This window comes from Kitasatospora sp. NPDC042419, assembly GCF_056437345.1.
Genome location: NZ_JBWKAW010000048.1, coordinates 1 through 13,772 on the forward strand (window position 1 = coordinate 1; position 13,772 = coordinate 13,772).

Sequence of the window (13,772 nt, forward strand, 5' to 3'; positions counted from 1 at the left end):
GGTTACATTCCGAACCCGGAAGCTAAGCCTCACAGCGCCGATGGTACTGCAGGGGGGACCCTGTGGGAGAGTAGGACGCCGCCGAACAATCATTCCAAAAAGACCCCCTCCCGTTCGGGAGGGGGTCTTTTTGCGTTAACGTCTCCCCACCACGTCCAAGCTCGGTGGAGAGGCGCGAACCGTTGCAGAACCTGACCCTTACCTGGCAGTCCGCCGGGGGCGCCGCGGTCGCACTCTACGGCGGCGCGTACGCGGCGGCCCGGGTCCGGCGAGGGGCGGTGTCGGCGGTCCTGCGGGAGGCCGGCACGCTGCTCGCCCTGTTCGCGCTCTGGCAGCTGGTCGGAAGCCTCTCGCTGATGAGCACCGAGCACGCGCTGGACCGGGCGAGCTGGATCCACCGGACGGAGCTGGCACTCGGATTGCCGGACGAGGCGGCCTGGCAGGAGGCGGTCACGCCCTACCCGGTGCTGGTGAGGCTGGCCAACTACTACTACGCGGCGATGCACTTCACGGTGATGATCGCGGTCCTGGTCTGGGTGTTCCTGCGGCACCGCCGGCGCTACGCGTGGGTGCGGACGACGGTGGTCATCACGACGGCGGTCTGCCTGGCGGTGCAGTTCATCCCGGTGGCGCCGCCCCGGATGCTCCCGCAGGAGGGCTTCGTCGACGTTGCGGCGGAGTACGGGCAGTCGGTGTACGGGGGAGCGGTCGGCGGGGTGGTGAAGGCGGCCCAGCTGTCGGCCATGCCGTCGGTGCACGTGGCCTGGTGCGTGCTGGTGGCGGTCGCCGTGGTCAAGGTGTCGACGAGTTCGCTGCGCTGGCTGATGATCCTGCACCCGGTCCTGACGGTGACGGTGGTGGTGGTCACGGCCAACCACTTCTGGGCGGACGGCCTGGTGGCGGTGGCGATCCTGCTGCTGGCGTACGCGGCCCAGGCGGGCGCGGTCCGGTGGCGGGCCCGGCGGGAGGCGGAGGTCCGGGCGGCGGCCGAGCCGGAGCGGGTGGGCACCGGGAGCTGACCGACCGACGGCGGACCATCCGGACCGGGAGGGCGGACCGGGGACCGGACCGGGGCCGGTCCCCGGGCAGCAGAAGCGCCCCGGGCCGTCGCGGTGGTCGCGGCGGCCAGGGCGGAGGGGCGGAGCGGGTGGGGGACGACGCGCCGGTGGGCCGGGCCCCGTGGGGGGTGGGTCCGGTCCACCGGCGGCCCCGCCGTTACTTCACGGGCAGGGCGTCCCGGCCCCACGCGCTGTTGGTCAGCGACGCGGTGGCCCAGTACCAGGCCGCCAGCCCGGAGGCCGCGGCGACCCAGCCGGCGGCCTTGGCGAGGCCCCCGGAGGTGTTGAAGGTGGCGAGTGCGGAGAGCAGCAGCGAGACCGTCAGCAGGCCGTAGACGGCCCGATTGAACAGCCCCGCGTTCCAGCCGGCCGCAGTGAGGGTGAGCGCGAGCAGGGCCCACAGGAGGAGGAACAGGCCGGCCGCGTTCTTGTGGGCGCCGGAGGCAGTGGACCAGGTGGCCCAGAAGGCGCCGAGGCTGGTGAAGGCGGTGCCGGTGAAGCCCTCGCCGCCCCGGAGCTGCCAGAGACCGGCGATGAACAGGGTGAGACCGCCGACGACGTGGGCGAGACGGGCCGAGTCCCCGACCGCGGTGCCACTGAAGATGCCGGTGGAGAGCAGGCCGTAGGCGAGGAGAGTCAGGCCGAGTGCGAGGTAACCGAGGTTACCCGCGTCGGCGCCGGTGGAGCGGGCGTTCAGTGCCCCGGTAGCTTCGTTGCTCACCGGAGGCTCCTTTCACTCTGGGCGCGCGCAGGGCGCAGTGAACTCGGGTGAGTTTCGATGAGGTGAATGCGCGCGACCGCGCCGAGGGCGCACGGCTGGAGCGTGCGACGGCTGCGATCAGAATGCTGGGCCAGCGGAGAACCGCTGGTCACGTCCCCGCCGGGGGATTCCCCGGTGAGATCGGTGTACCCAGCGTGAGCGGGCTTGTACCCTTGTGAATCGCACAATTTGTGACGCCGTCAGCCGGGAAGCGTTCACGGCCGGACAGCGGCCGGACAGTGCCCCTCCCCGGTCCCACCGCGCCGGTCGGCGCCCCGGACTCAGGCGCCCCGGGCTCAGGCGCCCCGGGCTCAGGCGGTCCGCTGGGTGGGGACCCGCAGGGTGAGGATCGCCATGTCGTCGGAGGGCGGCTCCGGGGCGAACCGCTCGACCGCCCGCTGCACCCGCAGCGCGACCGCGCCCGCGGTCAGCCCGGTACAGCCGGTGAGGACCTCGGCGAGGCCGTCGTCGCCCAGCATCCGCCGGCCCTCCCGGCGTTCGGTGACGCCGTCGGTGACGCAGAGCAGGACCTCGCCGGGGGAGAGCACCAGGCGCTCGGCGGTGAGGTCGAGGTCCTCCATGACGCCGAGCAGCGGCTGCGGGGTGGCGGCGCGGTCGACCCGGCCGTCGGTGCGCAGGCGCAGCGGCAGCGGGTGGCCGGCGCAGACCAGGGAGAGTTCGGTGCTGCCGTCCGGGAGGGGCGTCAGCTCGCCGTACAGCAGGGTGAGGAAGCGGCTGCGCGAACCCTCGTCCAGGATGGCGGTGTTGAGCCGGCTGAGGACCTGCGGGGCGTCCAGGCCCTCGCGGGCGAGCAGGCGCAGCGAGTGCCGGGCGAGGCCGGTGACGGAGGCGGCCTCCGGTCCGGTGCCGCAGACGTCGCCGATGGCGAAGCCGTAGGTGCCCTCGCGGATCGTGAAGAGGTCGTAGAAGTCGCCGCCGACCTCGTTGCCCTCGCCGGCCGCCTGGTAGTAGACGTCCACCTCGACGCCCGGGATCTCCGGCAGGTCCGGCGGCAGCAGGCTGCGCTGCAGGGCCTGGCTGGTGGCGGTGCGCTCGGAGTAGAGGCGGGAGTTGTCGAGTGCGAGGGCGGCCCGGCGGGAGAGGTCCTCGGCGAGTTCGAGGACCTCCTGGCGGAACCGGACGCCGGCCGAGGTGCCGAGGGTGAACAGGCCGATCACGCGGTTGCGGGCGGTGAGCGGCAGGACGACCGTCTCGCCGAGCAGGCCGGACAGGTCGGGGCTGTCGGCGAGTCCGTTGCCGCGCGCGGTGTCGGCGGGTGCGGTCCAGAAGCGGGCGCCGTGGGTGGGGCCGGCGTCGGGTGCGGGGGTCTTGTCGAGCAGGGCGCGCAGCGGGTCGATGCGGTCCTCGTCCTCGTGCAGGACGAAGGCGAGCGAGGCCGGGGCGCCGTGGTCGCCGTTGGTGTAGACGGCGCACCAGGAGGCGAGGGTGGGGACGGCCATCTGCGCCATCAGGGCGAGGGTCTGCTCGTGCTCCAGGGTGCCGGCCAGCAGGTCGGAGGCCTCGACGAGGAAGGAGAGCGAGCCGCGGCGCAGCCGTTCGAGTTCGGTGAGCCGGGTGGACTCGACGGCGAGGGCGAGCCGGTCGGCGGCGAACTGCAGCCGGAGCGCGTCCTCGTTGTCGTACCGGCCGGGGGCGGCGGTGGCGATCCCGAGCGAGCCGATCAGCCGGCCCTCGACCTTGAGCGGGACGGTGAGCAGGGAGCGCATGCCGCTGTCGCCGAGGACGGGCAGGCCGGTGGGCCGGGTGGCGAGGTCCTCGTGGACGGAGGGGAGGCGGGGCGAGTCGTAGCGGTTGCCGGTGTCGACCGGGAAGCGGCTGTGCCGGCGGTGGCCGGTGCTGAACCCGGTGGCGGCGCGGACCTCGAACTCGGTCTCGTCGTCGGTGGTGAGCAGCAGGTAGGCGGCGTCGGCGTCGAGCAGGTCGCGGGCGCGTTCGACGGTGTGCTGGAGCAGCGTGTCGAGGTCCTCGCCGGAGCCGAGGCCGGCCAGCAGGTCGAGCCGGGCGGCGGTCTCGGGCTTCTCGCCGGGCAGGGCGCGGGCGGGGGAGCGCAGGACGGCGCGGTCGTCGTCGAGGACGAGCAGGCAGAGGGTGGAGGGGGTGCCGTCGGTGTCGCGGAGGCGGACCTGGACGCCGTAGACGTCGACGGTGGAGCCGTCGGCGCGGCGCAGGGCGTAGCCGCCCTCCCAGCGTGCGAGGCGGAGGGTGGCGGCGAGGCCGAGGCCGGGGGTCTGCGGCCAGACGGCGAGGTCGGCCCAGGGGTGGCCGAGCACGGTGTCGGCGGGGTGCTGGAAGAGCGCTTCGGCGTCGGGGTTCCAGGCGAGGACGCGGCCGTCGTCGTCGAGCTGGACGACGGCGACGTGCACCGGGCCGCTGCTGCTGGGCAGTTCGCTGCCGGGGGTGGCGGGGACGGCGTAGCGGGTGCCGGCGACGTGGGCGGGCAGGGCGAGCCGGAACCAGACGGTCTTGCGGCCGGCGCCGTACTCGACGCCCCAGCGTTCGGCGAGGGCGGCGCACATCAGCAGGCCGCGGCCGCCTTCGCCGTCGGGGTCGGCGTAGTGGTCGGAGGCGGTGGCCGGGACGTCGGCGAAGGTGGGCAGGCCGCGTTCGGGGTGGTGGTCGGTGACCTCGATCCGGACGGTGTCGGCCTCGCGGAGGCAGCAGACCTCGGCGGCGGTGCCGGCGTGGACGACGGCGTTGGTGACGAGTTCGCTGACCAGCACGACGGCGTCGTCGACGACCTCGGGCAGGCCCCAGCCCAGCAGGGCGTCCCGGACGAAGGAGCGGGCGGCGGAGGCCGACCGGCCCACGGGTTCGAAGGTGGCGGCTGCGCGCGCGGTGACCACGTTGCCACGTCTCCTCTGCTCTGGCCCTGGCTGTCCGGGGTGCGGCGCCGGCCCCGGTGCGTGCCGGCGGGGCGGTCGGCGGCGCTGGGGGCGGGTCGGGGCCCGGTGCAGCGCTCCACCCTACTTTCCGCTTGGTTCCCCGTGGGGGCGGGGCGTCGAAACAGGCACCGGAGGGTGATTCTGCCCACCTGTTTCGGCCGGGGCGGTACCAACCGAGCGCAACCGGCCTTATACCCGGCGCGAGTGCTGCCAGACTGGGGGGTCCGCGGTGTCCGGTCCTAGCAGTACGGTCGTTGCGGGTTCCGGTGGTCCGCGCGGGTCGCCGGGACGCAAGCCGGGACGGTACCCGGTGCCGGGCCCGTCCGGGGCACGGCCCCGGGGTGCCGGACAGTTCACGATCTGGGAGGGGCCCGTTGAGTTCGGCCACCAAGGACGCAACCGGTACGACGCCGCCCGCCCAGCGTGGCGGACGCTCCGGGGCCGCGCCGCGGAGCGCGGCCGGCCGGCGTGCCAACCACAGCCGCGGTGCCGAGCCGGCTGAGCTGCGCAAGCTGCTGTCGGCGCTGACGGCGATGCGGGACGGCAACTTCCGGCGCCGGCTGACGGTGCCGGGGGACGGACCGCTGGCAGAGATCGCCGCGGTGTTCAACGAGGTCGCCGAGCGGAACCAGCACCTGACGGGTGAACTGGCGCGGGTGCGGCGTGCGGTGGGCCGCGAGGGCCGGTTGAACGAGCGGCTGGAGACCGGTGCCGGCGAGGGCGCCTGGATGGCGGCGGTCGACAACTGCAACGCGCTGATCGACGACCTGGCGCGGCCGATGGCCGAGGTGGGCCGGGTGCTGGCGTCGATCGCCGAGGGTGACCTGGACCAGAAGATGGAGCTGCGCTCGCTGCACAGCAACGGGGTGAGCCACCCGTTGCGCGGCGAGTACCTGAAGATCGGGCGGACCGTCAACGGGCTGGTGGACCAGCTGTCGGAGTTCACCGACGAGGTGACCCGGGTGGCCCGCGAGGTCGGTACCGAGGGCAAGCTCGGCGGCCAGGCCAAGGTGCGCAGCGTGTCCGGCAGCTGGAAGGACCTCGCGGACTCGGTCAACACCATGGCGGGCCGGCTGACCGCGCAGGTGCGGAACATCGCGCAGGTGACCACGGCGGTGGCCAAGGGCGACCTCTCCCGCAAGGTGACGGTCGAGGTGGCCGGCGAGATGCTGGAGCTGAAGAACACCGTCAACACGATGGTGGACCAGCTCAACGGCTTCGCGGCGCAGGTGACCCGGGTGGCCCGGGACGTGGGGACGGAGGGCAGGCTCGGCGGCCAGGCGCAGGTGCCGGGCGTCGCCGGGGTCTGGCGGGACCTCACCGACTCGGTGAACTTCATGGCGGACAACCTGACCGGTCAGGTCCGCAGCATCGCGCAGGTGACGACGGCGGTCGCCCGGGGCGACCTCTCGCAGAAGATCGAGGTGGACGCGCGCGGCGAGATGCTGGAGCTCAAGAACACCATCAACACGATGGTGGACCAGCTCTCCGGCTTTGCCGAGCAGGTGACCCGGGTGGCCCGTCAGGTGGGCACCGAGGGGCGGCTCGGCGGTCAGGCGCAGGTGCCGGGGGCGGCCGGGGTCTGGCGGGATCTGACCGACAACGTCAACTTCATGGCGAACAACCTCACCGATCAGGTGCGGAACATCGCGCAGGTGACGACGGCGGTCGCCCGGGGCGACCTCTCGCAGAAGATCCAGGTGGACGCGCGCGGCGAGATCCTGGAACTGAAGAACACCATCAACACGATGGTGGACCAGCTGAGCGCCTTCGCCGACGAGGTGACGAGGGTGGCCCGGGACGTCGGCACCGAGGGCATCCTCGGCGGCCAGGCGAGCGTGCCCGGGGTCTCCGGCACCTGGAAGGACCTGACCAACAGCGTCAACCTGATGGCCAACAACCTGACCAGTCAGGTCCGCAACATCGCCGAGGTGACCACGGCGGTGGCGCGCGGGGACGTCTCGAAGAAGATCACCGTCGACGCCCGCGGGGAGATCCTGGAGCTGGTCACCACCGTGAACACCATGGTGGACCAGCTGTCGGCGTTCGCCGACGAGGTCACCCGGGTGGCGCGCGAGGTGGGGACCGAGGGGATCCTGGGCGGCCAGGCCCGGGTGCGCGGGGTGTCGGGCATCTGGAAGGACCTGACCGACAACGTGAACTTCATGGCCTCGAACCTGACGGGCCAGGTGCGGAAGATCGCCGAGGTGGCGACCGCGGTGGCCAGCGGCGACCTCTCGAAGAAGATCAGCATCGAGGCGCAGGGCGAGGTCGCGGCGCTGGCCGGGACGCTCAACACCATGGTGGACCAGCTGTCGGCGTTCGCGGTCGAGGTGACCAGGGTGGCCCGCGAGGTGGGCACCGACGGCACGCTGGGCGGCCAGGCGGGCGTGCCGGGCGTGGCCGGGATCTGGAAGGACCTGACCGACAACGTCAACCTGATGGCCAACAACCTGACCGGCCAGGTGCGGAACATCGCGCTGGTGATCACGGCGGTGGCGCGCGGCGACCTGTCGCAGAAGATCGACGTCGACGCGCGGGGCGAGTTCCTGGAGCTGAAGACCAGCATCAACACCATGGTCGACCAGCTCTCCGGCTTCGCCGACGAGGTCACCCGGGTCGCCCGCGAGGTGGGCACCGACGGGCGGCTCGGCGGCCAGGCCCGGGTGCCCGGCGTGGACGGGACCTGGCAGGACCTGACCGAGTCCGTCAACGAGCTGGCCAACAACCTGACCCGGCAGGTGCGCGCGATCGCGCAGGTCGCGACCGCCGTGACCAGGGGCGACCTGTCGCTGCGGATCGACGTGGACGCCGCCGGTGAGCTCGACGAGCTCAAGGACAACATCAACCAGATGATCGCCAACCTGCGCGAGACCACCCGCACCAACCAGGAGCAGGACTGGCTGAAGACCAACCTGGCCCGGATCTCCGGCCTGCTGCAGGGCCGCCGGGACCTGGAGGCGGTCGCCTCGCTGATCATGACCGAGCTCACCCCGGTGGTCTCGGCGCAGCACGGCGCCTTCTTCCTCGCCCAGCCGGCCGGCCGCACCGCGGAGCTGATCACCGAGGACGACGACGAGAACGACACGGTGCTGCGGCTGATCGGCAGCTACGGCTACCAGCGGCGGGCGATGCCGACCACCTTCCGTCCCGGCGAGTCGCTGATCGGCCAGGCTGCGGTGGAGAAGCGGGCGATCATCCTCAAGGAGGCCCCGCCCGGGTACCTGAAGATCGCCTCGGGTCTGGGCGAGGCCTCGCCGGCCCACATCGTGGTGCTCCCGGTGCTGTTCGAGGGCCGGCTGCTGGGCGTGATCGAGCTGGCCACCTTCAGCTCGTTCACGACCGTCGCCCTGGACTTCCTCAACCAGATCGCCGACCTGATCGGCGTGACCGTCAACACCATCAGCGTCAACACCAAGACCGAGGGACTGCTGCTGGAGTCGCAGCGGCTGACCGCCGAACTCTCGATGCGGTCGGCCGAGTTGGAGGCGCGCCAGGAGGAGCTGGAGCGCACCAACGAGGAGTTGCAGGAGAAGGCCGAGCAACTCGCCCAGCAGAACCGGGACATCGAGATCAAGAACAGCGAGATCGAGGAGGCCCGGCAGGTGCTGGAGGAGCGCGCCGAACAGCTCGCGCTGGCCTCCCGGTACAAGAGCGAGTTCCTCGCCAACATGTCGCACGAGCTGCGCACGCCGCTCAACTCGCTGCTGATCCTGGCCAAGCTGCTCTCCGACAACAACGAGGGCAACCTCTCGCCGAAGCAGGTCGAGTTCGCCGACACCATCCACGGCGCGGGCTCGGACCTGCTCCAGCTGATCAACGACATCCTCGACCTCTCCAAGGTCGAGGCCGGGAAGATGGACGTCCGCCCGGCCCGGATCGCCCTGGTCCAGCTGGTCGACTACGTCGAGGCCACCTTCCAGCCGGTCGCGCTGGACAAGAACCTGGAGTTCGGGGTCCGGGTCTCGCCGGCGCTCCCGGTCACCCTGCACACCGACGAGCAGCGGCTCCAGCAGGTGCTGCGGAACCTGATCTCCAACGCGGTGAAGTTCACCGACTCGGGCGCCGTCGACTTCTCGATCAGCCCGGCCGGGCCGGACGTCCCGCAGCACGTGCGGGAGCGGCTGCTGGAGGCCGGCGCGATCCAGGGGCCGGACGACCCGCTGATCGCCTTCGCGGTCTCCGACACCGGCATCGGCATCCCGGGCAACAAGCTGCGGGAGATCTTCGAGGCGTTCAAGCAGGCGGACGGCACGACCAGCCGCAAGTACGGTGGCACCGGTCTCGGGCTGTCGATCAGCCGGGAGATCGCCCGGCTGCTCGGCGGCGAGATCCACGCCGAGAGCGAGCTGGGCAGGGGGTCCACCTTCACGCTGTACCTGCCGCTGCGCAGCGAGGCGCCGGAGGCCGCTCCTGGGGCCGGCCAGGCGCCGCGTGCCGCGGTCGGGGTGACCCCGGCGGGGACGCCGGTGCCGGTCGGCGAGAACCCGGCCGACCACTGGGCCCAGGAGGTGCGGGAGCTGGCCGAGGTCCGCCGCCGGGGCGCCGTCGAGCGCCGCCGCGCCGCGGCCCTGGAGGCGCTGCCGACCGAGGGCAGGTCCACCGGGGGCCGCTCGGCCGAGTCCGCCCCGGCGGCCCGCCAGTCCGGCCGGGTGGACACCCGGTTCGACGGCGAGCAGGTGCTGATCGTGGACGACGACGTCCGCAACGTGTTCGCCCTCACCAGCGTGCTGGAGCAGCACGGCCTGACGGTGCTGTACGCGGAGAACGGCCGTGAGGGCATCGAGATGCTGGAGCAGCACGAGAACGTCGCGCTGGTCCTGATGGACATCATGATGCCGGAGATGGACGGTTACGCGACCACCGAGGCGATCCGCCGGATGCCCCAGTTCGCGGGCCTGCCGATCATCGCGCTGACCGCCAAGGCGATGAAGGGCGACAAGGAGAAGTCGCTGGAGGCCGGGGCCACCGATCACATCACCAAGCCGGTGGAGACCGACCACCTGCTGGCCGTGATGCACGAGTGGCTGGCCGCCCGGAAGCGGTAGGTACCGTGTCGGGGGCGTGAACCCCGGGGTTCGCTCCGGGGTTCACGCCGGTGCGGGGGGCGGTTTGCTGGCGGGGAGGGGCGGGAACCGGGTAGGGTCACCGATCGTTGCGAACAGTGACCGGACGGCGACTCGCTGGTGAGCGTGCGCCGGTGCACTGTGTGCGTGCCGCTCCGGAACCAGAGGCGACGGAGCGATGTGCCGGGCGAGGGGGTGCGGCTAGCATGACCGGGGTAGTGGTGGGCAGTACGCGGGTGCCTTCCCCAGGTAGGCAGGCGACAGGAGGGCGCGTCGTGATGCAGAAGGCGAAGATCCTCCTGGTCGACGACCGACCGGAGAACCTGCTGGCGCTGGAGGCGATCCTCTCGGCGCTGGACCAGACCCTGGTCCGGGCGGCCTCGGGTGAGGAGGCGCTCAAGGCGCTGCTCACCGACGACTTCGCGGTGATCCTGCTGGACGTGCAGATGCCCGGGATGGACGGCTTCGAGACGGCCGCCCACATCAAGCGGCGCGAGCGCACCCGGGACATCCCGATCATCTTCCTGACCGCGATCAACCACGGGCCGCACCACACCTTCCGCGGCTACGCGGCCGGTGCGGTCGACTACATCTCCAAGCCCTTCGACCCGTGGGTGCTGCGCGCCAAGGTCTCGGTCTTCGTCGACCTGTACATGAAGAACTGCCAGCTCAAGGAGCAGGCCGCGCTGCTCCGGCTGCAGCTGGAGGCGAGCGGGGCCGAGCCGGCCATCGGCGGCGGGCTGCTGGGCGAGCTGTCGGCGCGGCTGGCGTCGGTCGAGGAGCAGGCCGAGGCGCTGACCAAGCAGCTGGACGGCACCGAGGACAGCGGCGTCGCGGCCACCGCGGCACACCTGGAGCGCAAGCTGGCGGGCCTGCGGCGCGCGCTGGACGCCCTGCGCCCCGGCGCCGACTAGGACGGCCCCGGCGCGGGCTGGAGAGCGCCGCGCCGTTCCTTCTTCCGGGTGAACCGCGACCGGCGTGACGGTGTGTCTGCGACACGTCCCGGCACCCCGGCCCGACGACATGGGCACGGGTCGCCGACCCCGGTAGGCTGCTGACCCATGGCCACACGCACGCCCGGAAGCGCGGCACGCAACCCGAGCCCGGGACCGTCCAAGAAGGCCGCGGCGAAGGCTCCGGCCAAGCCGCCAGCGAAGAAGGCGGCCGCCAAGAAGGCCGCCCCCGCGAAGAAGACGGCGGCCAAGCCCGCCGCCCCGCCGCCCCCCGCACCCCGGCCGATACTCTTCCGCGCCGTGCGCGCCGTCTGGCTCGGCATGGCGCACGGCATCGGCGCGGTCTTCCGCGGGTTCGGCGACGGCGCCAAGAACCTGGACCCGGCGCACCGCAAGGACGGCATCGGCCTGCTGCTGCTCGCGCTCGCCCTGGTCACCGCCGCCGGCACCTGGTTCAGCCCGCAGGGCTGGCTGGGCGAGGCGGCCACCAACGTGGTCTCCGGACTGTTCGGCCGGCTCGACGCGCTGGTGCCGTTCCTGCTGGCCGCAGTCGGGATCCGGCTGATGCGCCACCCGGAGCTGCCGGAGGCCAACGGGCGGATCATGATCGGCCTGAGCACGCTGCTGGTCGGGGTGCTCGGCCTGGTCCACATCGGCTGCGGCGCTCCCATGATGGGCAGCGGGGCGACGAGGATAAGGACGGCCGGCGGGATCATCGGCTGGGCCGCCTCCACCCCGATGATGGCCGCCGCCGGGCCCGCGCTCGCGGTGCCGCTGCTCCTGCTGCTCGCCTTCTTCGGCCTGCTCGTCACCACCGCCACCCCGGTCAACCGGATCGGCGAGCGGGTGCGCGCCGTCGGCGTTCGGCTGGGCGTGGTCGAACCGGGCCCGCAGGACGGGGCCACCGGGGGGCGCACGCCGGAGCGCGAACTCTCCACCGAGCCGCCCGAGGACGCCGACCCGTCGGCGCTGCCCTTCACGGTGGACACCGACGGTGACGGCCCGCTCGACGAGGTGGCCGCCCGCCGTCGCCGCCGCAGGCGCAAGCCGGCCGAGGAACCGGCCGCCGAACCGGACGTCTTCGCCGAGGAGGCCGCCGACCCGTACGCCACCCGGGACCTCGCCGCCGGGGCCGCCGCCGACCTGGACGGCGCGCTCGTCTACGGCGTGCCCGCCTCCTCGGCGGTGGCCGACATGATGCACCAGGTGCAGGACCGCACCGCCCCGCCCGAGGAGGCGGCAGTCCCGGCCGCCCGCACCGGCGGCCTCGCCGCCCCCGACGAGCACGGCCCGGCGCCCGTCCGGATGGAGCAGCTCCAGCTCTCGGCCGGCCTCACCTACTCGCTCCCCCCGCTCGACCTGCTGGAGCGCGGCGGCCCGGCCAAGGCCCGCAGCGCCCTCAACGACGAGGTGGTCGCCCAGCTCACCGGCGTCTTCGCCGAGTTCAAGGTGGACGCCCGGGTGACCGGATTCACCCGCGGCCCGACGGTCACCCGCTACGAGGTTGAGCTCGGCCCGGCCGTCAAGGTGGAGCGGATCACCGCACTCGGCAAGAACATCGCGTACGCGGTGGCCAGCCCGGACGTGCGGATCATCAGCCCGATCCCGGGCAAGTCGGCGGTCGGCATCGAGATCCCGAACCGGGACCGCGAGATGGTCAACCTCGGCGACCTGCTGCGCTCGCGCACGGCCGCCGAGGACACCCACCCGATGGTCGTCGGCATGGGCAAGGACGTCGAGGGCCACACCGTGATGGCCAACCTCGCCAAGATGCCGCACATCCTGGTGGCCGGCGCGACCGGCGCCGGGAAGTCGTCCTGCATCAATTGCCTGATCACCTCGGTGCTGGCCCGGGCGACCCCGGACGAGGTGCGGATGGTGCTGGTCGACCCCAAGCGGGTCGAGCTGACCGCGTACGAGGGCATCCCGCACCTGATCACGCCGATCATCACCAACCCCAAGAAGGCCGCCGAGGCCCTCCAGTGGGTGGTGCGCGAGATGGACATGCGGTACGACGACCTCGCCGCGTACGGGTTCCGGCACGTGGACGACTTCAACGCGGCGGTCCGGGCCGGCACCGTCACCCCGCCGCTCGGCAGCGAGCGCGAGCTGACCCCGTACCCGTACCTGCTGGTGATCGTCGACGAGCTGGCCGACCTGATGATGGTCGCCCCGCGGGACGTCGAGGACTCGGTCGTCCGGATCACCCAGCTCGCCCGCGCGGCCGGCATCCACCTGGTGCTGGCCACCCAGCGGCCGTCGGTCGACGTGGTCACCGGTCTGATCAAGGCCAACGTGCCGTCCCGGCTGGCGTTCGCCACCTCGGCGATGGCGGACTCCCGGGTCATCCTGGACCAGCCCGGCGCCGAGAAGCTGATCGGCAAGGGCGACGCGCTGTTCCTGCCGATGGGCGCGAGCAAGCCGATCCGGATGCAGGGCGCGTTCGTCACCGAGGCGGAGATCGCCGCCGTGGTGAAGCACTGCAAGGAGCAGCTGACCGCCGTCTACCGGGACGACGTCACGGTCGGCGGCGGGCCGAAGAAGGAGATCGACGAGGAGATCGGCGACGACCTGGAGCTGCTGATCCAGGCCGCGGAGCTGGTCGTCTCCACCCAGTTCGGCTCCACCTCGATGCTCCAGCGCAAGCTGCGGGTCGGCTTCGCCAAGGCCGGCCGGCTGATGGACCTGATGGAGTCGCGGGGCATCGTCGGCCCGAGTGAGGGCTCCAAGGCCCGCGACGTGCTGGTGAAGCCGGACGAGCTGGACGGCGTGATCGTCACCATCCGCGGCTGACGGGCGGCCGACGGTCCCCCGGCCGGAGCAGCGGAGGCCCGCCGGGTCCCGCTGCCCGCCGTTCGGGGGGCCTGCTGCCCGGGGGCCTGCCCGGGGCCCGCTGCCCCGGGGGCGGGCGGTTCCCGCCGTCCGGGGCCCTGGGGAGTCGCGCCGGCCCGCCGCCCGCGGCCCGGCCGGTTCGGCGCAACTGAGGGGGGTTCACCCGTTCGGACGGGGGTAGGCGCCCGGTACGGAACCGA

General features: G+C 72.7%; 6 protein-coding genes and 1 rRNA gene. 5 read left to right on the top strand and 2 right to left on the bottom strand.

Annotated features, from left to right (window positions below; all coding sequences use genetic code 11):
* Positions 1–87 (top strand): 5S ribosomal RNA (gene rrf / locus AC067J_RS41430); the annotation flags it as partial.
* Positions 88–182: 95 nt separating this feature from the next.
* Entirely contained in the window at positions 183–1,019 is an 837-nt protein-coding gene (locus tag AC067J_RS41435; RefSeq protein WP_478307986.1) for a phosphatase PAP2 family protein, read from the top strand.
* A gap of 196 nt (positions 1,020–1,215) precedes the next feature.
* Here AC067J_RS41435 and AC067J_RS41440 read toward each other — a convergent pair whose 3' ends face one another.
* Positions 1,216–1,779: an acetate uptake transporter gene (locus AC067J_RS41440; RefSeq protein ID WP_478307987.1), complete on the bottom strand. Its 564-nt coding sequence runs from the start codon at positions 1,777–1,779 to the stop codon at positions 1,216–1,218.
* A gap of 350 nt (positions 1,780–2,129) precedes the next feature.
* Positions 2,130–4,682: a SpoIIE family protein phosphatase gene (locus AC067J_RS41445; RefSeq protein ID WP_478307988.1), complete on the bottom strand. Its 2,553-nt coding sequence runs from the start codon at positions 4,680–4,682 to the stop codon at positions 2,130–2,132.
* 542 nt (positions 4,683–5,224) lie between these two features.
* Between AC067J_RS41445 and AC067J_RS41450 the strand changes: the two genes are divergently transcribed.
* The 3 genes from AC067J_RS41450 (at position 5,225) to AC067J_RS41460 (ending at position 13,533) form a co-directional block, all read left to right on the top strand.
* Entirely contained in the window at positions 5,225–9,769 is a 4,545-nt protein-coding gene (locus AC067J_RS41450; protein WP_478308010.1) for a HAMP domain-containing protein, read from the top strand.
* A 293-nt stretch (positions 9,770–10,062) separates the two neighbouring features.
* Complete coding sequence (locus AC067J_RS41455; protein WP_478307989.1) at positions 10,063–10,701, top strand: response regulator; 639 nt, start codon at positions 10,063–10,065, stop codon at positions 10,699–10,701.
* Between the two features lie 147 nt (positions 10,702–10,848).
* On the top strand, positions 10,849–13,533 hold the full coding sequence (locus AC067J_RS41460; protein WP_478307990.1) for a DNA translocase FtsK: 2,685 nt from the start codon (positions 10,849–10,851) through the stop codon (positions 13,531–13,533).
* Positions 13,534–13,772 lie beyond the last annotated feature (239 nt).